Source organism: Pseudomonas sp. B21-041 (assembly GCF_024748675.1).
Taxonomy (GTDB): domain Bacteria; phylum Pseudomonadota; class Gammaproteobacteria; order Pseudomonadales; family Pseudomonadaceae; genus Aquipseudomonas; species Aquipseudomonas neuropathica.
On sequence record NZ_CP087175.1, the window covers coordinates 2,384,651 to 2,404,710 of the forward strand.

At 55.0% G+C, this 20,060-nt stretch carries 17 protein-coding genes; 5 read left to right on the forward strand and 12 right to left on the reverse strand.

Features of this window, described 5'->3' with window-relative positions; translation table 11 throughout:
- Positions 1 to 145: 145 nt before the first annotated feature.
- From LOY43_RS10545 to LOY43_RS10555, 3 genes are all read left to right on the forward strand, one after another.
- Positions 146 to 388 (forward strand): hypothetical protein, encoded by a 243-nt coding sequence (locus tag LOY43_RS10545; protein WP_258709580.1) that lies wholly within the window; start codon positions 146 to 148, stop codon positions 386 to 388.
- Between the two features lie 10 nt (positions 389 to 398).
- Positions 399 to 581, forward strand: a complete 183-nt coding sequence (locus tag LOY43_RS10550; protein WP_258709581.1) for a hypothetical protein — start codon at positions 399 to 401, stop codon at positions 579 to 581.
- Between the two features lie 85 nt (positions 582 to 666).
- Positions 667 to 1,251: a hypothetical protein gene (locus LOY43_RS10555; protein ID WP_258709582.1), complete on the forward strand. Its 585-nt coding sequence runs from the start codon at positions 667 to 669 to the stop codon at positions 1,249 to 1,251.
- 340 nt (positions 1,252 to 1,591) lie between these two features.
- On the opposite strand, the gene LOY43_RS10560 is transcribed toward LOY43_RS10555, so the two are convergent.
- Complete coding sequence (locus LOY43_RS10560) at positions 1,592 to 2,395, reverse strand: glycosyltransferase family 2 protein (RefSeq protein ID WP_258709583.1); 804 nt, start codon at positions 2,393 to 2,395, stop codon at positions 1,592 to 1,594.
- A 224-nt stretch (positions 2,396 to 2,619) separates the two neighbouring features.
- Here LOY43_RS10560 and LOY43_RS10565 point away from each other — a divergent pair, with 224 nt between their 5' ends.
- A complete protein-coding gene (locus tag LOY43_RS10565) occupies positions 2,620 to 3,432 on the forward strand; it encodes a VanW family protein (RefSeq protein ID WP_258709584.1) in 813 nt (270 codons plus the stop codon).
- 11 nt (positions 3,433 to 3,443) lie between these two features.
- Complete coding sequence (locus LOY43_RS10570; protein ID WP_258709585.1) at positions 3,444 to 4,538, forward strand: formylglycine-generating enzyme family protein; 1,095 nt, start codon at positions 3,444 to 3,446, stop codon at positions 4,536 to 4,538.
- A gap of 217 nt (positions 4,539 to 4,755) precedes the next feature.
- On the opposite strand, the gene LOY43_RS10575 is transcribed toward LOY43_RS10570, so the two are convergent.
- The 11 genes from LOY43_RS10575 to glcD form a co-directional block, all read right to left on the reverse strand.
- Complete coding sequence (locus LOY43_RS10575) at positions 4,756 to 5,724, reverse strand: tetratricopeptide repeat protein (RefSeq protein WP_258709586.1); 969 nt, start codon at positions 5,722 to 5,724, stop codon at positions 4,756 to 4,758.
- A 111-nt stretch (positions 5,725 to 5,835) separates the two neighbouring features.
- Complete coding sequence (locus LOY43_RS10580; RefSeq protein WP_258709587.1) at positions 5,836 to 6,813, reverse strand: tetratricopeptide repeat protein; 978 nt, start codon at positions 6,811 to 6,813, stop codon at positions 5,836 to 5,838.
- 17 nt (positions 6,814 to 6,830) lie between these two features.
- The gene (locus tag LOY43_RS10585) at positions 6,831 to 7,802 is read right to left on the reverse strand and encodes a tetratricopeptide repeat protein (RefSeq protein ID WP_258709588.1); all 972 of its coding nucleotides are present in this window, start codon (positions 7,800 to 7,802) and stop codon (positions 6,831 to 6,833) included.
- On the reverse strand, positions 7,795 to 10,803 hold the full coding sequence (locus tag LOY43_RS10590; RefSeq protein WP_258709589.1) for a hypothetical protein: 3,009 nt from the start codon (positions 10,801 to 10,803) through the stop codon (positions 7,795 to 7,797). Before LOY43_RS10590 ends, LOY43_RS10585 begins: the two co-directional genes overlap by 8 nt.
- Before the next feature lies 1 nt (position 10,804).
- A complete protein-coding gene (locus tag LOY43_RS10595; RefSeq protein ID WP_220558555.1) occupies positions 10,805 to 11,638 on the reverse strand; it encodes a DUF4123 domain-containing protein in 834 nt (277 codons plus the stop codon).
- Positions 11,623 to 13,701, reverse strand: a complete 2,079-nt coding sequence (gene tssI / locus LOY43_RS10600) for a type VI secretion system tip protein TssI/VgrG (RefSeq protein ID WP_309475321.1) — start codon at positions 13,699 to 13,701, stop codon at positions 11,623 to 11,625. Before tssI ends, LOY43_RS10595 begins: the two co-directional genes overlap by 16 nt.
- A 129-nt stretch (positions 13,702 to 13,830) precedes the next feature.
- A complete protein-coding gene (locus tag LOY43_RS10605; protein WP_007919523.1) occupies positions 13,831 to 14,346 on the reverse strand; it encodes an Hcp family type VI secretion system effector in 516 nt (171 codons plus the stop codon).
- A gap of 431 nt (positions 14,347 to 14,777) precedes the next feature.
- Complete coding sequence (locus tag LOY43_RS10610; protein WP_258709590.1) at positions 14,778 to 16,157, reverse strand: VOC family protein; 1,380 nt, start codon at positions 16,155 to 16,157, stop codon at positions 14,778 to 14,780.
- Between the two features lie 88 nt (positions 16,158 to 16,245).
- Positions 16,246 to 17,466: a glycolate oxidase subunit GlcF gene (gene glcF / locus LOY43_RS10615; RefSeq protein WP_258709591.1), complete on the reverse strand. Its 1,221-nt coding sequence runs from the start codon at positions 17,464 to 17,466 to the stop codon at positions 16,246 to 16,248.
- A 2-nt stretch (positions 17,467 to 17,468) separates the two neighbouring features.
- Complete coding sequence (glcE, locus tag LOY43_RS10620) at positions 17,469 to 18,518, reverse strand: glycolate oxidase subunit GlcE (RefSeq protein ID WP_258709592.1); 1,050 nt, start codon at positions 18,516 to 18,518, stop codon at positions 17,469 to 17,471.
- A complete protein-coding gene (glcD, locus tag LOY43_RS10625) occupies positions 18,518 to 20,017 on the reverse strand; it encodes a glycolate oxidase subunit GlcD (RefSeq protein WP_258709593.1) in 1,500 nt (499 codons plus the stop codon). Before glcD ends, glcE begins: the two co-directional genes overlap by 1 nt.
- Positions 20,018 to 20,060 lie beyond the last annotated feature (43 nt).

Below are 20,060 nucleotides of genomic sequence, written 5' to 3' on the forward strand. Positions count from 1 at the left end.
GACCGAGATCAAAATGTGGGAGCGAGCCTGCTCGCGAAAGCGCCCGCCCAGACTCCACAGAGAAATTGGCCGGAACTCTGCTACTTCTCAACCCCTCTACCAAATATCCCTCACACCTTTGCGAAACGCCGTCGAGGACTCCCCCATGAGCGACGACCTGCAACCCCCAGACATGACCACCTGGCAACGTCTGTTCGACGACGAAACCTACTGGCAACAATCCCCCGACGCGCATTATTTCGACGTGCAACGCATCGCCGACGACCTGCTCGGCCAAGGCGCCATCGACCTTGAGCAATGGCAGATCCTGCGCGCGAAAGCCGACGACCTGCACAAGGATTCACCCGCGATCAACGTCACCCGAGAACTCGACGATCCCGAAGCCTGAGGACAACCCAATGAAACCCATCACTCAAGACCAACACCCCGACGAACCCCGGCCACCGGGCGAAACCGAACGCGACAACGACGCCCTACGCCCCACCGACCCCAAACAACGTCAAAATAGCGGGAAGGGCACGCCCAGTGGCGAATCAACCGCGCAGGACACCGCAAAACAACAAACACCAGCCAAGCGCTGAACAGCGTCTATGCTCAGTGGCACGCCCGGCGTCGAAGCCACTTCGGCGCCGGGCGCTGCCATTCATCACAGGGAAAGTATTGCTTATGAAGCTCGACGCATTGGCCAAGGCCATCACCCTCGCAACCGTACTGTCCGCCACCAGCTTCGGCGCTCTGGCTGCCGATATCCCGCTGTCTGCCACTGTTGAAGCCGATCAGGTCACCACCAAAGTGATCTCCGTCGATGCCGCCAACCACCAGGTTGTGCTCGAAGGTGCCGAAGGCAAGCCGGTTCACGTTCAGCTCAGTGATAAGGCGAAAAACCTCGACAACCTCAAGGCCGGCGATCAGGTCACCATCCAGGTACAGCGTTCCGTCGCCGCTTACCTCGACACCGATGTGGATAAAGGTCTGCCTGGCACCACCGAACGTACCGGTGAGTTGCGTAAGGCTCCGGGCAGCGATAACCCCGGTGGCGAAGCGTACCGTCAGGTTAAGGTGCAACTGAAAATCACCAAAATTGATTTGAAGACAAATCAGGTGACCCTGCAAAACCCGCAAGGCAAATCGAAAGTTCTCGACGTGAAAAAGCCTGAAATTCAGGCCAAACTGAAAGATCTGAAAGAAGGGCAGAGCGTTATTGTCACTTACACCGATATCCTGAAAGTGACTAGTCAACACGAAAGTTGAGCATTAGCTCTACAGAATGATTGTTCTTGTACAGCTTTAAGTATGAGAACAATCATATAAAAGAACCTGTAGGAAGTTTCCCGGTAAATATCGGTGGGAAACACTTTTTAACTTTCCAGTACAAAAATTTCATGTTTAAGCATGAGGACATATCTGCCAACTTCAATTAAAATCCTCCCCGTTCGCCCAGTGTCAGGGCTCTTTACCGGTGCATGGATTGCCAGGCCATTACACTGGGCGAACACCTCTTCGGAGAAGTTGTATACAATTTTCATAAACAAAAAGGGCGACTTTGAAGTCGCCCTTTTTGTTTGCCGTGAATTAAGTCGAGGTCTGCCCCTCAGGCTTGTTGCCCTTGGAGGCGCTTCAACGTCGCTTGATACATTTTCGTCCTGCGATGATTTTTCCCGTAGGTGCCTGCAGCGGCGACGGTTCCTGACTGGATGTGGTCCAGATAACTGAAAATCTTGCGCGGCGACAAAAACTTGATGCCATAGCCCAGGCTGCTCATGCGATCTTGCAGCGTATAACCCGGCACCTCTTCATCCATGCAGAAGTGCAGACCCTGGGACTTCATCAAACGCGCATTCCACAATGTGCAGAAACTTTTCAGATGAGTTTCTTTGTAGGGTCTTGGCATTTTCGAGCGCAGGCCCAGACGCACTTTTGCTTTGCGAACATAGTGCTTGCAAAAGCGCGAAGTTAGTCGCCACGTATCACGCAAAACTCCCCGATTGAGTTGTTCGACACAACCGACTGCGGCCATGTCCGGGGTTTTCGTGCACTCGCGCATCATCATGGCAAACACCTCTTTGTCGTAGACAAAGGTATCGGTGTGCAGCAGAAACAGATAATCGGTGTCGACTTTTTCCAGCGCCAGATCCAGTGCTTTACCGTGCGCAATATGGCCGACTTCCTTGCCCGGCGAAGGCCGTTCAATCAAGTTGATCCAGTCGAGCGAACGCAAGTAATCGAGACTGGCATCCGCCGAATCGTTGTCCACCACCCACACCGGAATGCGTTGTTCCTGGACATGCTCACGCAAAAGCTCGAGGCACATTCGGGTGATGTCCGGGGTTTTGTAATTTACCAAGACAAGGCTGAAATTCGACGCTGGCTGGGCTGGTAAATCAAACGCTTTCATGTCGGAAGGACTCATCTGCGATTCAAGGACAACAGGGTTTCGTTGCCGCGATCGTAGCGAGGCAACCTTAGTCGAACCTTAATTTGCGGATGTGACGGTAGATGTATGCCGAAGAGAGGCTGCTGGTCTAATGAAATGCATGGGGTGCTGCCGGTCATTACCGGATAAAATGCGCGCCCCCCTCACGGCTCAAGGAAGAAACGGCGCGCGCCGTTGTGTCACGGATGAAACCACTCTCCCTCTACCACCCAGCCCTCTACTGGCTGCGCGTGTGGCAAAAAAGACTGTTCCGCCAGATCGCCTGGCACTGTTCCAGCAAACGCTACGCACGCCCCGTCGCCACGGCCGAGCGTCTGCCATATCGCTACCTCAAACACACCTCGAAACTCATCCGCAAACTCGGCGACTCCGACCTCGCCCTGCAACACAACAAAGTCATCAACCTCAAACTCGCCGTCGCCGCCATCGACAGCGTCATCATCGCCCCCGGCGAACACTTCTCCTTCTGCCGCCTCGTCGGCCGCCCGACGTTGAAGCGTGGCTACGTTGAAGGCATGGAACTGTCCTTCGGCGAGGCACGACGGGGGGTAGGCGGTGGCATCTGCCAACTGAGCAACCTGATTCACTGGATGGCGATTCATTCACCGCTGGTGGTGGTCGAACGCTCCAACCACAGCTTCGACCCGTTTCCGGATGAGGGGCGGGTGCTGCCGTTTGGATCCGGGGCGGCGATCTTCTACAACTACGTTGATCTGGTGCTGCACAACCCGACGGATCGGCACTTCCAGCTGAAATTGAACGTCGGCGAGACACAACTCGAAGGGGAGTTGCTGTGTGATCGGGTGAGGGAATATCGCTATCACGTGTTTCAAGAGGCGCATCGGTTTGTGCGGGAAGGCAGCAGGGTGTTTCGCGAGAACGAGATTTGGCGAGAGGTCAGGGAAAAAGGGCAGGTGGGGGCGTTGATGGAAAGGGAGAGGCTTTATCGGAATCGGGTCGTGGTGAAGTATGCAGTGGCGGGCGAACTGGTTGAGTAGATGCATTGTGAATGCGGGGCTTCAGCTTTGATGACGTACTGTTGCTCTTCAGCTTTTCGCGGTTTTTATGCGGGTTAGCCGTTGCCTTTCGGGCACTTTATAAGGAATTTTTAGTGATACGTCCGTATGCGTTAGCCCTGGCAAGCACGATGCTTTTCACCGGATGCGGTGCAGAATCGGGTTCTTTACCCAGCAGTCAAAGTATGTCCCCTGAAAAGGTGGCCTCGATCGCGACGACAATCAAAACGAAATACCCTGACCTTTCCAGCGAACTTCGTGACAAAGTGCTGAATACGGTAGTGCAGTCAATCGACAATATGGTTTTTGTTGAAGGTGGCCAGTTTGATATGGGGGATTTTGGTTGGGCTTGTGAGTACGACGAAGAAAATGTTTGTACCTGGCCATGTGGGCAAAAAACGGACCAGCTTTGTAATATTAGCCGCAATGCAGATGACGATTTTGTACATACGGTTAAGTTGAGCTCTTATTATCTTTCAAAATTTCAGACGACCGAGCGTGATTTTGATGTTTTCTTTATGTCGCAAGGTATAGAAGTGTTTGATGCTAAACTTCGTGATAGAGAAAATTTAAAGAGTATGTATTCTCCTAGGCTTCCTGCGCCTACAAAAACATGGCAGGAAGCTAAGGATTATTGTCAGTGGATAGCAGGCATCAGCGGCTATGGTGTAGATCTTCCATCGGAGGCACAGTGGGAATTCGCGGCGAGAAATCGCGGGCAGCATATATTGTTTCCAACTAGCAGTGGGAGCTTGGATTTCGGTAAAAATTTTCCAATGGAAGGGGAGGGGGAAACATTCTTTGTTGATAGATTTTTTCCTAATCCGTTGGGCATATATAACCTTTCAGGCAATGCAACCGATTGGGTAAATGATTGGTACGACGATGAGTACTATCAGAATTCGCCGGTAGAAAATCCTGAAGGTCCAAAAAATGGTAAGCAGAAAGTAAAACGTGGTTCAAATTACCCCGAAGCCCCATTGTCAGCAGCGCCGGTTGTACGGCGCTGGCCGGAAAATCCAAACGAGGATGCTTACTATCCAGGTACAAGTTTCCGATGTGCGATTCAGTCGGACAAGCTGCTCTGAGGTTTTCAATGTGAAAAGGCACTACTCTAGGTGCCTTTTTAAGCTAGACCCTCAAAGTTGATGCTGGGATTTCTCAGGGGGATCTCAGGGACAGACCATGTTTAGAGTGCGTAAAGGTGAAAGGCATTCCGGGGCAAATTTCATCTAGAAAAAAGAAACCGTGTTCTACCCTGATTGCAGTTGATCGACGGTTGATATATTAAGGATGTTTGATTGTCTAGTACCCGTATATTGGATCGAAATAAGATAAAGGAGGGTGAGTTTTTTTCCATTCTTTCGAAAGCTCAATCCCTTCTGTTATTTCTACAGGATTCATTTTTTTAGCCAGATCCGGGAGCAGTCGCTTTGCATCTTCTGGTGCTGTTCCTGCCTCCAGTTTTGAAAGTAAAAGCGTCAAGCCGTATGCTTCAATCAGATTTTCTGGGTAGCCAAGTTCATTGGACGGATCTGAAATTTTGTATGCGTAGGTGCCAACTGCATCTATATTGCTGTGCTCCGCTGAGTTTTTCACCCAGTATGCGATCTCTTCTTTACTACCATTATGGTCGTATAAGTAATTCGCATAGAGGAACATACCTCTCGGGTTACCGCCTTCCGATGACGCTTTAAACCATTTGATAATCGCTTTTTCTCGACTACCTGGAATCAAAAACCACCCGGCACCGCTTTTGTAAGCGCTAGCCAGCATTTGTTGTGCGTAACTGTCACCTGCTTCGGCCGCTTTCTCAAGCCATGGCAGGCCCTGACCAGCCGTATACAGGACGGTCATTGCTTCTGTGTCGCCTTTTTTTGCTCGTTCTTGAGCCGTTGTTAGTGAACGCTCTCGCCAGTCGCCTCCATTTTTATCTGTGCAAGTTCCCATACTTCCGCACAAATCATTTTTGTTGCTTAAGCGGAGCATTGCATATAAAAAACCTTGCTCAGCTGAGGCCTCATACCATTTTTTTGCGTCTGGAGTGATATAGCGCTGACTGAGTCTAATAGCTTCGCCCAAATAATATTGTGCGTCACGATCCCCTGCCTCTGCGGCAATGTTCAGAAAGGGCTGGGAGTCGTACCAGTCACTCTGTTTGAAAAGAATAATTCCCGTTTCTCCGGCCTCTTTTTGCGCTGCTGTCATTCCGGCGTAAGCTGGGTTAGACAGTGCTAACGAGAACAATAAAAATAAAATAATATTTTTGATCATTGGTGGGATCTATAAAATTTTAATTTCTTGTTATGCAATTGTTGGTTCTACAAATGCCCAAGGGCTAGTTGCACTTATAGCGTTTGGCGGTGGCCCTGGGAATGAATTGGCTTAATATCCGTAAATTGGATCAAAGTAGGAAAGTGGGGGGTGTGTTTTTTCCCATTCCTTTGCGAATGAAATCCCCATTTCGATTTCTTCAGGTTTCATTTTTTCTGCAATCTCAGGGAGGCTGATCTTCGCTTCCCTTGGTGCTGCTCCCCCTCCTTGAAGCTGTGTTATCAAATAGGTAAAGCCATAGGCTTTGACTAAATCGAGCGGAAAGTCGTAACTGTTCGGAAGGTGGGCAATATTGAGGGCATAGCTTCCAAGTGCATCGATATGTCCTGCTTCAGCTGTTTTTTTAAGCCAATGTCCTATCTCTTCCTTTTTTCCATTGTGCTCATATAGGTAGTTAGCATAAAGGTACATTCCGGGAGGATAGCCCCCTTCCGCAGACGCCTTAAACCAATTCTTGACTGCTTTCTCTCGACTGCCTGGGATCAGGAACGAACCCTGTCCACTTTGGTAGGCACTTGCTAGAAGTTGCTGGGCAAAGTTATCACCAAAGTCTGCAGCCTTTTCTAACCACTCCAAACCTTGTTTGGCTGTAAAGAGCGCAACCATTGCTTCGGTGTCGCCTCTCTCCGCGCGTTCGTGTGCAGTTTTTAAGGCCAAAGTTCTCCAGTCCTTAACATTTTTCTGCGTGCAGGTTTCGACTAAAGTGCATAGATCTTCTTGGTTGCTAAGACGCAGCATGGCATAGATGTGTCCTTTTTCGGCTGCGGCCTCGTACCATTTTACGGCGTCCTCTGTCATGTAACGGTTACTTAGGCGGATGGCCTCGCCTAAGTAATACTGAGCGTCTCGATCGCCTGCTTCGGCAGCGGTTTGTAAAAAAGTCCGCGAGGAAGTCCATGCACTTTGCTGGTAAAGCATAATGCCAGTTTCTTTCGCTGTCGCTTGATTTTCAATGACTTGGGCGTTGGAAATTGATGTGGTGGAAACCCACAAGGCGATGCTCAAGAAAATAGGGCGGAAAGCGGACACAGATAAACTTCCTTAGATCAATAGCCGTAAGCCGGAACAAAGTAGGAAAGTGGTGGGTGAGTCTTTTCCCAATCTTTGGCAAAACGGATCCCATCCCTGATTTCTTGAGGACTCATCTTTTCGGCAATTTCAGAAAGGCTTCTTCTAGCATCCTCAGGGGCTACGCCACCGCCCTGCAAATGGGAGATAAGGTAGGTGATTCCATAGGCTTCTACTAAGTCCAACGGAAATCCGTAACTGTCAGGGAGATGCGCTACAGTGAGGGCATATCCACCAGCGGCATCAATGTGACCTGACTCAGCGGCCTTTTTTAGCCAATATCCTACGTCTTCTTTGCTTGCTTTATTTTCATATAAAAAATTTGCGTAAAGGTACATACCCGGTGGGTAGCCGCTCTCCGCTGAAGCTTTGAACCATTTCTCAACGGCTTTTTCGCGGCTGCCAGGAATAAGGAACCAGCCTTCACCATCTTTGTACTTACCGGCAAGGACTTTTTGAGCAAATCCACTGCCTGCCGTCGCTGCTTTTTCCAACCATTGCAAACCTTGCTTGGCAGTAAATAAAACAATCATTGCCTCAGTATCGCCTTTCTTGGCGCGCTCATTTGCAACCTGTAGTGCATAATTCCGCCATTCTTCATTACTTTTACCTGAGCAACTCCCCATCTCTTTGCACAAATCATGCGAATTACTCAACCGAAGCATTGCATACAAATTTCCTTGCTTAGCTGCTGATTCGTACCATTTTTTTGCGTCTTCGGTGGTGTAGCGGTTGCTGAGGCGGATAGCCTCTCCCAAGTAATATTGCGCTGTACTGTCTCCCGCATCTGCCGCAATTTTCAGTAGCGGCTGAGAATCGTACCAATCACTTTGCTGATACAGGATAAGGCCTTTATTTTTTGCTACTTGTTGATCGGTCGTAAGTTCTGCAAAAGCTGAAGTGGATAGAAATATTGAATATAAAATAATGGCGTATAGTGTTTTAATCAATGTTTGGTCCTTTGTAGAAAGCCTTGACTTCTTGAATGGGTGCAAATGCAGGGCCGGTATATGTGCTCGAGTAAGTGCAGTGGCTATTCATTCTCGCCCCTAGAAGTTTAGCGTTTTCTGAGTATCGCTCCCGCATTCTGTTGTTGCCCGGGATGTGGCCTAAAACCCTTTCATTCATGAATAGATCGAGTTTTAACTTGTTTTTGCAGAACATAAGTCCTGCCTGCGGGGGACGAATCCCGTCACGATTCATGCAAATAATTGCTTCTTCAAATTGCAAATTCGCATTAGGTTTTTTTGAAATCCAACTGAGGCATCTTTCAATTGCTTGTTGTTGAATGAGGTATGCCTCGTCGTTGTTGTAGCTTTTACTGTCCTCATCATCTTCAGCAGAAAATGACTTAGGTGAAGTACTTAAAGCCATTAGTAATGGGCCTAGGGCCTGTGGGGTTAGGTTGTAAACCCAATCCTGCATTACTTTTTGGTTTTTATCCAAGATAAGTGTGTGAGCAATTTGTCCCCCACGTCCCCCCTCGGTCAGTGCATCAAATAACCCTTTAACAATCGCATACCCACGCACATAGGCAAACGCCACATCGATACCAGTGGCGCCGAGGAAGCTCAGTTTTTGCAGGTAGTCCAAGGCTTCGCCATCGACCCACTCAAGATCCTTGTATTGGTTCGCGGCCATTTCCTGTCGCACCAGTTCCGTCAAGGCTACGATGCTGTCGTAGCCGACTTCAAAGGTCAAATACCCTTTGACGCCTGCGCCCCAAACCAGCGCGCCCTTGATCGATAACAGCAGTAGGCCGTTTTGCATCCGCAGTTGCATGTCGCCGGTGTAGCCGGCGCCGATGGCCACGGCCACTTCAACTTCCAGTTTGGCCATAGGGCGCCACTGGTTGGCTGAAATGCGATTGGGCACGGGAGCAGGTGGGAGGACGCTTGGGGGAGGGCACCAGAACAGTTTGCCGGTGACTTTGCACCCCGCTTGAGCGCCGGCAAACACTTCGAACTTCGCCAGGTCGCCGGATTTCTCGGCAATGTCCACACCGACCAGGCTGGTGTAGCCGGTTTTCTGGTCCAGGGTCAGGTCGCGTGACAGCATGAGGCTTGCGCCAGCGAATCCCCAAGCCTTGGCTTCCAGATCCAGAGACAATTTGCCGAAGTTGACGCTGCGCACGCTTCCGTCATGGGCCTTGTATTTCGCGACCCAAGCATCGGCCTTTGCCCGTTTCGGGAATTCGACTTTCAGTAAGCTGACTTCCCCGCGCCACGCAGTTACATCCAGTGCTACTTCTACGTTGGCAATCTGAGGGGAGCCACTTTTCAGCGTGGGGCCTTCCATTTTCACTTCGGACAGCAGGTTGGCACTTTCCGGGAGCAAGCATCGAACCAGTTGGGCCTGCGGGCTGTTGTCGAACAGCATGAGGTTGCGCAACTGTTTATCTTCGAAAACCATGGCTTTGAGGTTTTCGCCCCAACTTTTGCGTTTGGCTTCGGCTTTGATGCTTTCGACTCTGTAGCCTTTGGCTTCCAGTGCGGTGAAGAATTTTTCAGGCACGAAAAGTCCATGTTCATCGAACCATGGTCCCTTTTCATCGAACTGCAGCGCGCCTTCCTGTTCCAACCAATCACTGAATATCCGGTCGTCGTCGGATTCTTTGGCAATCGACTTTGGCAAACTGGTCGCGAGTTCTTTGAGTTGACCCTCGAATGCGTTGCCGCTGACCTGTGCCAGATGTTTCAGGCTGATGTGGTTCAGAATCGTCGTCGACGATGCGCTGCTGAGCTCACGCAGTGGAATGTTTGTTTTGGCCAGTCGTTCGAGGGGTTTTGGCTTGTAGCTTTCCGCGTCCCAGAGAAACAGACGGGGCGGCTTCAGTGTTCGAACGCGTGCTTCGGCGGTGTTCTGAATTCGCTCTGCCTCGTCATTCAGGTCGTACCACTGTTTCTGCAAGCTGACGAAGAGCACGCCGGGTGGAGCAGATTTGCCGCCAGTGGCCGAGACCCATTGGGAGTAACGTTCTTCGATCTTTTTCTCAAGCTCATCGCGTTTGGTGGTCAGCTCGATGAATGCCTGAAAATCCTCGGTACCGGCGTATTGGTCATCGGGACTCAGCGCAAACTCGGGAACTGCAATCCCGCACTCGGCAAGCTCGACGATGGCATTGATGTACTTGGACATCAGGTCTTTCAACGCCAGGATGTTGATTTGCACACCCTTGAGTTTCTTTTCGTCGATCTCGCCGGTTTCAATCAGCTTTTTGTGAAGGGCCTTATATTCTTTCAGATGTTCCCAAGCCGAGGCGATCTTCTTGGTGCCTGGATCGAACATTTTGTAGCCGTGGGCTTTCGCCTTGTCGCGCTCTTTAATGTACGTATCGATGGCTTCACAGGCCTTTAACGCGCGAGGGGTATAGAAGACGCCGTTTTCTCGTTTGTACCCCAACGTTTTTGCTTTTTCGTCGGAAACTTTTTCGAGGGTTTCCATGTTTTTCTGGTTTTTCTCGATGCGTTGTCCAGCGTGGAACATCTCGCGCTCGGCGTGCATCGTGGCGTCGCTATCACCCTTTGCTTTTGCCGTTTCCCAATCCTTGCGGCACTGCGCCTTTTTGGCAGTGTCTTCGGGGATTGCCGACTTCGACGCCAGGTAACTGCTATGTTGCTCGCCTTCGAGAAAGGCTTCCGGGCCAGGGGTGAGGAAATAGTCCATCAAACCCGCGTCGGCGATGTTGCTCATGCGCGTGGCTTTATCAGCGTCGACGGTTTTCTGTTTGAGCAGGCTGACGCTTTCCTTGAGTTTCTCGGACGTGCGCTTGGGCAACAGCCAGAAACGGCGCTGACCGGTGACGTAGATGATGTCGTCATAGCTGCTGCTGCAGCCCGGCTTCTTGTCTTTGCAGAACGTTTCCGCGTCGGCAGTCTTTTTTGGTGGATCGGCCGGAATGACAACAGGTGGTTGTTCTGGCGCGGGTGTTTGTTCGGACGTACCTGTCATCTCAGACTTCCAGTCGTTGTACTTTCTCGAATGCCGGCATGTCGCTGCTCAGCACGTTCATGACGTCGGTGCGGGCCTGCAACGGACCTTGGTTCAGATTCGGCAGCAGGTGCTCAAGATGACGTCCTTCTTCAATGCCGTGATCCACCAGCAGTTGCAAATTATCGGCCACGTCAGACAATTGCGAATCCGATAAGCCCGCTGCGGACTCGGCGTTCCGCAGCCGAATCCAGTACCACCAGCGGATCTCATCGAACGCTATCAGCGTGTTGCTCTTTAGGTGCAGCGGATATTTTTGTTCGCCATTAGAGGCATCAACTTTTTCTGTTTGTTCCCAAACACGCCATTGTTGATCGTCGCTGTGGGCGGGCGGGGTGTAGACGCTGGCCCAAGGGCCGAACAGAGCTCGGGCGGGTACCGTCAGCGCCAACGCGCTCCAGAATGCCGGGTCGTAGTAGCGCGCCAGCGAGTCACCATGAGACGGGTCGTTCATGCGCAGGAGGCGACGAGCATGCAAGAGTGCGGTCTCCGGTTTCTCACGTGAGGTGAGCAGAATACCGGCGCGGTTGTCGCGGCATAGCTCAATGGCTTGGGCGGCGGCAGGACTTCCCGGTGTCAGTTGCAGCCAGATCGGACTGACATCATTCATTTCGGCGAACGGCGTGTCCTGAAACAGCTTTTCAACACCATTCAACCCGGACTGTTGGTAAAGCTTTTCCAGAGCCCGAGGCTGGCGAACGCTGTCGATGATGCCATACAGGGTGCGGTTTCCACTGCTGCCCGATGGCGTCGTGGCCACGGGTTGTTCAAGGAAATGACTCAGCCATTCAGACATGGGCAAACCTCTCGCGAGCAAGCGCCATTGGCTTGCTTTCCACAGATCGGAACAAGGGGTAGGCCTTGAACGCTTTTTCTTACAAACGGATTGGTCATTGGCGGGACTAACACCTTGCCAGCCTTGTCAGCGTCAGCCTGTTTCACGACGCCCGGCAACAAAGGAGCCGCGCCGGTGCCGCTCCCCGGACTACCCCCCGAGTTCATATTGATCACCGGCCCACTCATCGTCACGCCACCAGCATCAATCTTGATGAAGCTGCCGCCGCCGATCAGGGTCAGCTCACTACCGGCTTCCATCACCACTTTCATGCCGCTGCTGAGGTGGATTTCCTGGCCTGCGTCGATGAACTGGCCGGTGCCGATCTTGATGTGCTGGTTCACGCCGACAGTCAGGTGGTCGTTGGCTCGGGTTTCGACTTTGCGGTCGGCGTAGACGGTGTGGTGTTCTTCGGCCTTGAATTCCGTGTAGCTGTTCTGCTCGACGGTGTCGTGGCGTTCGTTGCCGACGCGGATTTTCTGGTCGTGCTCGATGTTTTCGTCCCAGTCGCGCTGGGCGTGCAGGTAGATCTGTTCCTGACCTTTTTTGTCTTCGATGCGCAGTTCGTTGTAGCCGCCACCGCCCATGGAGCTGAGGGTCTTGAAAGTGCTGCGAGTCTTGTTCGCCGGCAGTTCATACGGGACGGTGTTTTCCTTGTGGTACAGGCAGCCGTTGATCAGCGGTTGATCGGGGTCGCCTTCAAGGAAGGTGACCAGCACTTCCATGCCGATGCGTGGGATGGCGATGCCGCCGTATTGCGCGCCGGCCCAGGCGCTGGAGACGCGCAGCCAGCAGCTGGTTTTGTCGTCGGCTTCGCCTTCGCGGTCCCAGTGGAACTGGACTTTGACGCGGCCGTATTCGTCGCAATGGATCTCTTCGCCTTTCGGGCCGGTGACCACGGCGCTCTGGCTGCCGAGGATGCGTGGTTTCGGGTGGCGCAGGGGCGGGCGGTTGGGCACGTCCCATGGGGTGGCCTGAAAGCGGTTGCGATAGCCCTGGTGGAAATCGTCTTTCAGCGCGGTGGTGTCGCTGGTTACCGACTCTTCGAGGACTTGCGGTTGCTTGCCTTCGTGGTGGACTTCGGTGAGCAGCCAGAGGTCGTTCCATTTGGCTTTCGGATGCGCGGTCAGGGCGAGGAAGTGGCCGCTGACCAGCAATGGCTGATCGCTCTTGCCTTCAGCCAGTTTGAAATCGCTGCGATGGCGTTCGAGGGCGCGTTTGGCCAGGTGTTTGCCGCGCTCGCGGTCGATGAAACGACCTGGGTAATCGTAGTCTTCGAGGTCGGGCAGGGCGTCGCCACGGTTTTCGCTTTCGAGGGTAATACGCGGTTTTTCGAAATCGTAATCGCGGCGGGTGGTGCGGCTGGTGCGGGTTTCCAGGCGCAGGTCGAAGCGCTTGATCACCGGGTCGCTGGCGACCATGCCGGAGTCTTGCTGATAGGCCACAGGCTTGAGTTTCGGGAACACCGTCTGGTCATCGCCGAATACCAGTTTGTGCGCCGTCGCCGTGTGCTCGAAGTGGTAATGAATACCTTCTTCCTCGCACAGGCGCTGGATGAAATGCAGGTCCGATTCATCGTATTGCACGCAGTAGATGCGCTCGGGATAGATCGAACCGGTCTTGAATTCGTAGGCGTTGCTTTGAATGCCGTGCTCTTCGAGGACCATGCCGATGATTTTCGGCACCGTGAGGTTCTGGAAGATGCGCTGATTGACGCGGTGCGCCAGGTAGGACAATTGCGGGCGCAGGGTCACTGAGTAACGGGTCAGGCGTTTGCCGGAATCACCTTGCGCGGCGCGGTAGATCTGGCCGTGGATGCCGCTGCCGTCGGGCGACAGTTGCAGGAAGGCCGGTTTGTGCAGCAGGGTTTCGAGGTCCAGCGACGGCTGCTCACTGACCAGCTCCACCTCGAACACAAAAGGCTGGCTGATGGCTTCGCGGCCTTGCAGGGTGAATACCTGAAAGTCAGCAGAAAGACCTTCGATGGTCAGGGCAAAGTGGGTTTCATTGGCCGGCGCGAACATCCCTTGTTCCTCGTGCTGTACAGCGGCGTGAGTTGACGACCGCAAACGGCTCAACTTACGCGAAATTCTGGAGGGCGAAAACAACATCGACCAGCAGAGCTGGCCGATGCTTGTAACGATCAGCCGTAATTAAACGACTGGAGCACGCCAGTCATCGGAACCCGAAGTACCGGATACTTCGTGGGTCCAGGTGATTTTACGGTAGGTGAACTGCACTTCTTCCAGGTGGGTGAAGTGCGAATTGCCTGGATCCTGGCAGTTGTGCATTTTGTTGTTGATGGCGACGATGATCGCGTCTTCCAGTTTGGTGGTGTAGTAGTGCTCTTGGGTGCCTTGAGCAGAAGTACGGAACCACTGGATAACGATTTCGCTCATGCGCTCGCCGGAGGTCAGAGCGGCTTGCAACAGAGGCGAAGCCTTGTCGTAGACCTTGGTGATCACAACTGGCTTGTGAACGCGCTGACCGGTTGGCTGACCGGATTGTGGGTCACGCGGGATGATCACGTCGTGGCTGAAAGCCTGAACCATAACCTGGTCTTCGTGGCCTTCCTGGTAGGTGTTGCCTACGGAGTCAGCGGTGAAAGCGCCTGCAGTGATCAGGCCTTGTTTTTCGCCGGTAACCGACATGTACGCTGGTGTTGCCATGGGGTGCTCTCCTTGCGGAATAATTTAAGGTGCCCGGGAGGCGAAATCGCCCGGTGGGTGCCTGACTGTTATCAAGGAGCGTGCCAACAATTGTGGCGACCATGCGGGCCGGGGTGTTTGTCTGATTTTTCAGGCGCTTGTGCGAAATAAAGCGCTCGCTCAAGGCAAAAGTGCGCAAGAAGTTGCGCAGTACTGCGCAACTTCTTGCGCACTTGGCTGCAGGCCTTGTGCGACGTGGCTCTCAGCGGTTTTATCAGGCTTTTTTGCAAAACAAGTGCGCAACTTCTTGCGCACAATGGCCAGGTGCCTTCATTTGGCTGGAGTGGCTGCTTCAAGACTTTCAGATCAAAAGATCGCAGCCTGCGGCAGCTCCTACCTTTGGCATGCATTTCCCCTGTAGGAGCTGCCGAAGGCTGCGATCTTTTGATTTTTCAACGCGCAAATCGGGACAGACACTCATCAATCGAACGCTGCTGCGTCGCCGCATACAACCCCAACTCATCAATGGTCGCGCGCTCCAGCGCCAGCTCAAAAGCCTGCCGATTGGAATGCTCGCCATAATGCGCCTGTGCCGCGTCGCCAAGGTTCGACTGAAAAATCCCCGCCGCACTCACCGGCAGGAAGTCTTCGTACACCAACGGTTCCGCTTTCACATAACCACCGCGCAACAAGTCCTCCAGAGACGACTGCCCAAGCCCTCCAGCAGCCTGCCCTTTTTCCGTGGCGAAATAACGAAAGTACGCCAACCCTTGTTCTCGCATACCCTCGACACTGTCAGGAAATTCGCCAAAGTGCTGAGCCATCAGCGCGTTGTAGCGTGCGGCATTGCCTTCGTTGGGGAAGTCACCGAGTTCATCGCGCGCGGCATTCAGCAAGCGGTCATACAGCTCCCGACCTTTGGGCGTGAGCGCCGCGCCGCGCTGTTCGATTTCGCCGAAACGCGCGCTGTGACTGCCACGGGTTTGGTTCTGATCGGTGAAGGCGATCGGCTCGTCCAGTGCCTTGAAACTGGTTTGGCGCAGCAGGATCGGGCACTGCCGGCGCGGTGGGCCTTCGATCACGGCTTTCGGGGTGATGCCATGGGCTGGCATCTGTTCTTGGACGCGGTCGATGTCCAGCGTGCGCGGCGTCAGGTGATTGATGTGCGGGCCTTTGAATGCGACCACATCGGCGATCAAGCGATGTTGGGCTCTCAAAGATTGATATTGCGCAGCGGTAACCGTGGCGCTGTGATGCCAGCGAAAGGTTTCCAATGCCTGTAGGACGAATGCCTCGGCCTCGCTTTCATTCAGTCCGCCCGCGTTTTCAGCTTGCGCGATCAGGCGCAACGCCTCCGAGGTAAAGATCGAACGCTTGGCCAGCACTGATTCGGCAAAGGCACGCAGTTGCGCATCCTCAATCAACTCGAGGCGCAACAGCGACGTAAACACGCGAAACGGGCTGACTTGCAGCGCCTCTTCATGCACCGCGCGAAACGCCGTGGAATGCACCGGCACGCCCGCTGGGGTCAGGTCGTAATAACCCACCGGCTGCATGCCCATCACCGCAAACAGGCGGGCGAGGGTGGCCAGTTCCGTCGCGGTGCCGACGCGAATGGCGCCATGGCGCTCCATGTCCAGCCGTTGGATTTCGCCGGTGCTGTCGAGCTGGCAGGCGATGTCCGGCTGACGTGCAAGCACCTCGCGGTTGGTTTGCTCGACCAATTGCATCAGCGCGCCGTACAGCGGCACTTCTTCGCGGTACATGTCGGACATCGCTTTGGAGAAGCGTTGACGGATCAGGTCGGGGCTGACGAACGGCTGCACGGTCATGAAAAAAATTCCTGCCACGGTCACGAAATGGATGAGGGAAAAGATCGCAGCCTTCTCGCACGCGGGCAAACGAAGAATCCTACGAACTTCATTCTGCCAACGACTGATCCACCAGTTCGATCCAGTGCATCACCCGCGTGCGTCCGGCGCTGGCCAGATGGCTCTGACAGCCGACGTTGGAGGTGACGATCAGCTCGGGGCGACCGCTTTCCAGCGCGTTAAGGCGGTTATCGCGCAGTTGCCGGGCCAGCACCGGTTGCGTTAACGAATACGTACCCGCCGAGCCGCAGCACAAATGGCCGTCAGGCACGGCGGTGAGATTGAAACCGAGGCGGGTCAGCACAGCTTCAACCGCGCCGCCCAGTTTCAACGCGTGCTGCAAGGTGCACGGGCAATGCACGGCAATCCGCCGTTCAGTGGCGGCGCAGATCTGCTCCAGCGGTTCTTGCGCGAGTATCTGCACCAGATCCAGCGTGTGCTCGCTGATTTCCCTGGCCTTGGCCGCATACACCGGATCGTCTTCCAGCAAATGCCCGTAATCCTTGATGAATGCGCCGCAACCGCTGGCGGTCTGCACAAGTGCTTCGGCACCGTTTTGCAGGTGTGGCCACCAGGCATCGATATTCTGCCGGGCGCGATCGAGGCCTTTGGCTTGCGCGTCGAGGTGATAGTCCAGCGCGCCGCAACACCCGGCCTCGGCCACCGGGGTGACACTGATGCCCAAACGATCCAGCACCCGCGCCGTGGCGTCATTGGTATTTGGCGACAACCCCGGTTGTACGCAGCCTTCAAGCAACAACACCCGCCGGGCATGCCGAGGGGCAGGGCGCGAGCCGTTAACCGGCAAGTGCTGCGGCAATTTGCTTTCAAGCAAGCGCGGCAACAGCGGCCGAAACGTCGTGCCCACCCGCAACAAGCCTTTGAACAATCCCGGATTAGGCGCCAATGCGCGCAAGCCCTCACGTAACAGGCGCTGCGCCGCCGGACGCGGCACCGCGTGATCGACCACCGCGCGGCCAATGTCGAGCAGGTTGTGATAGTCGACGCCGGACGGGCAGGTGGTTTCGCAGTTGCGGCACGACAGGCAGCGGTCCAGGTGCAGTTGCGTCTGCGCCGTCGCAGGTGCGCCTTCGAGCACTTGTTTGATCAGGTAGATGCGCCCGCGCGGGCCATCGAGTTCATCACCGAGCAACTGATAGGTCGGACAGGTCGCGTTGCAAAAGCCACAATGCACGCAGGTGCGGAGGATTTTTTCCGCTTCGGCGGCACGGGGCAGTTGCAGTGACTGTTCGCTGAGGGTGGTTTGCATGGCTAGAACTCCGCGTACATGCGCCCGGGGTTGAACAGCCCTTGCGGGTCGAGTTGCGCCTTCAGTTGTCGGTGATAGCGCAGCAGTGTCCAGGCCAGCGGCTGGAACGGCGAAGAGTTGGCACCGTGGGTAAAGCAGGTGGCATGGCCGCCGAGTTCCTGAGCAAGAATATGCATGTGCTCGACGTCGGATTTCAGCCAGCGTTGTGCACCGGCCCAGTCGATCAGTTGCTCGCCGGGCAGATCCAGTGGCCCGAGATTGTTCGGCAACGACAAGCGCCACAGCGGCAAACCTTCGTTGAAAAACGCAAGACGCTGCTCATTCAGATCCCGCCAGAACCCTGAATCCAACGGCTCACCACCGAGGCGTTGATGCGCCGCCGTCACCGAGCCTTCGCCGCCCTCAAGACGCAGATACAGGCTCTGGCCATCGTGGCACGCGGCACTGATCGGCAACGGTTGTTGACCCCATTCGGCGAGTTTCGTCAGCGCCAGCGCGCATTCCATATCGAGACGAATGCTCAGGCACTGGCGCGGTTTCGGCAGGACTTTCAGCGACACTTCGGTGAGCACGCCGAGGCAGCCGTAACTGCCGGCCATCAGCCGCGACAGGTCGTAACCGGCGACGTTTTTCATCACTTCGCCGCCAAAACGCAGGTGCTGCCCAAGGCCAGTGATCACCCGCGTGCCAAGGACGAAGTCGCGCACGGAGCCAGACCACGGTCGTCGTGGCCCGGACAACCCGGTGGCGATCATGCCGCCGACAGTCGCGCCTTCACTGAATGCCGGCGGTTCGCACGGCAGCATTTGTCCAGCAGCGTCCAGCGCCGCGAGGAGCTCGGACAACGGTGTGCCGGCGCGCGCCGTGACCACCAGTTCGGTCGGCTCGTAACGGACGATGCCGCAATGGGCGCGGGTGTCGAGCACTTCACCGGCGACCTCGCGGCCGAGGAACGCTTTGCTGTTGCCACCCTGAATTTTCAGCGGCGTGGCATTGGCCCGGGCCTCGTTGACCTGATCGAGCAGGGCGCTGGCGGCATCGACGTCGGCCATCAGAAACGCTCCAGTTCGGGGAACGGCAATTGCCCGGCGTGAATATGCATGGCGCCGAATTCGGCGCAGCGGTGCAGGGTCGGAATGTTCTTGCCGGGATTCAGCAGGCCTTGTGGGTCGAACGCGGCTTTTACTGCATGAAACAGGCTCAGTTCGTCACTGTTGAACTGCGCGCACATCTGGTTGATTTTCTCGCGGCCGACGCCGTGTTCGCCGGTGATGCTGCCGCCGACCTGCACGCACAGTTCAAGGATCTTGCCGCCCAAGGCTTCGGCGCGGTGCAGCTCGCCCGGTTGATTGGCGTCGAACAGAATCAGCGGGTGCATATTGCCGTCGCCGGCATGGAACACGTTGGCCACGCGCAAACCGTATTCTTCACCGAGGCGGGCGATGCCTTGCAGGACGCCGGGTAATTCGCGGCGCGGGATGGTGCCGTCCATGCAGTAATAGTCCGGCGACAAACGGCCGATGGCCGGGAAAGCATTTTTGCGCCCGGCCCAGAAGCGCACGCGCTCGGCTTCGTCGCGGGCCTGACGCACTTCGGTGGCGCCGGCCTCGGTCATGACCTCGCGCACCCGTTGGCAGTCGTCGTGGACATCGGCCTCGACGCCATCGAGTTCGCACAACAGAATCGCCTCGGCATCGACCGGGTAACCGGCGTGGATGAAATCTTCAGCGGCGCGAATGGCGAGGTTGTCCATCATCTCCAGGCCGCCGGGAATGATCCCCGCCGCGATGATTTCGGCGACCGCGCGGCCGGCCTTTTCCACGGAATCGAAACTGGCCAGCAGGACTTTCGCGACTTGCGGTTTGGGCAGCAGTTTGACCGTGACTTCGGTGATGATCCCCAGCAGGCCTTCGGAACCGGTGAACAACGCGAGCAGATCGAAACCCGCTGAATCGAGCGCGTCCGAACCGAGGGTCAGGCGTTCGCCTTCGATGGTCAGCACTTCGATTTTCAGCAGGTTGTGCACGGTCAAACCGTACTTGAGACAATGCACGCCGCCGGCATTTTCGGCGACGTTGCCGCCGATCGAACAGGCGATCTGCGAGGATGGATCTGGCGCGTAATACAGGCCGAAAGGCGCCGCTGCCTGGGAGATCGCCAGATTGCGCACCCCCGGTTGAACCCGCGCGGTGCGCGCGGCCGGGTCGATGTGCAGGATATTATTGAAGCGCGCCATCACCAGCAGCAGGCCCTGTTCCAGCGGCAAGGCGCCGCCGGACAACCCGGTGCCGGCACCACGGGCAACCACCGGGACGTTTTTCTCATGGCAGAGTTTGAGCAGGGTTTGCACTTGCTCAATTCGTCGGGGCAGGGCGACCAGCATCGGCGTGGTGCGGTAGGCGGAGAGACCGTCGCATTCGTAGGGTTTGAGTTCTTCCTCGCGCCACAAAATGTCGAGATCTGGCAGCGTTTGCTGCAATGACTTGAGGAATTCGGCCTTGTTCACCTGCGGCAACGGGCCGTCGAGGCGTTCGTCATAAAGAATGTTCATCTCAAGCCCTTACACTTGATCGTTCCCACGCTCTGCGTGGGAA

Bases quoted from the DNA above. Each gene is read 5' to 3' on its own strand.
- LOY43_RS10545 (WP_258709580.1), top strand. From the start codon at position 146: ATGAGCGACGACCTGCAACCCCCAGACATGACCACCTGGCAACGTCTG.
- LOY43_RS10550 (WP_258709581.1), top strand. From the start codon at position 399: ATGAAACCCATCACTCAAGACCAACACCCCGACGAACCCCGGCCACCG.
- LOY43_RS10555 (WP_258709582.1), top strand. From the start codon at position 667: ATGAAGCTCGACGCATTGGCCAAGGCCATCACCCTCGCAACCGTACTG.
- LOY43_RS10560 (WP_258709583.1), bottom strand. From the start codon at position 2,395: ATGAAAGCGTTTGATTTACCAGCCCAGCCAGCGTCGAATTTCAGCCTT.
- LOY43_RS10565 (WP_258709584.1), top strand. From the start codon at position 2,620: ATGAAACCACTCTCCCTCTACCACCCAGCCCTCTACTGGCTGCGCGTG.
- LOY43_RS10570 (WP_258709585.1), top strand. From the start codon at position 3,444: ATGCGGGGCTTCAGCTTTGATGACGTACTGTTGCTCTTCAGCTTTTCG.
- LOY43_RS10575 (WP_258709586.1), bottom strand. From the start codon at position 5,724: ATGATCAAAAATATTATTTTATTTTTATTGTTCTCGTTAGCACTGTCT.
- LOY43_RS10590 (WP_258709589.1), bottom strand. From the start codon at position 10,803: ATGACAGGTACGTCCGAACAAACACCCGCGCCAGAACAACCACCTGTT.
- LOY43_RS10595 (WP_220558555.1), bottom strand. From the start codon at position 11,638: ATGTCTGAATGGCTGAGTCATTTCCTTGAACAACCCGTGGCCACGACG.
- tssI (WP_309475321.1), bottom strand. From the start codon at position 13,701: ATGTTCGCGCCGGCCAATGAAACCCACTTTGCCCTGACCATCGAAGGT.
- LOY43_RS10605 (WP_007919523.1), bottom strand. From the start codon at position 14,346: ATGGCAACACCAGCGTACATGTCGGTTACCGGCGAAAAACAAGGCCTG.
- LOY43_RS10610 (WP_258709590.1), bottom strand. From the start codon at position 16,157: ATGACCGTGCAGCCGTTCGTCAGCCCCGACCTGATCCGTCAACGCTTC.
- glcF (WP_258709591.1), bottom strand. From the start codon at position 17,466: ATGCAAACCACCCTCAGCGAACAGTCACTGCAACTGCCCCGTGCCGCC.
- glcE (WP_258709592.1), bottom strand. From the start codon at position 18,518: ATGGCCGACGTCGATGCCGCCAGCGCCCTGCTCGATCAGGTCAACGAG.
- glcD (WP_258709593.1), bottom strand. From the start codon at position 20,017: ATGAACATTCTTTATGACGAACGCCTCGACGGCCCGTTGCCGCAGGTG.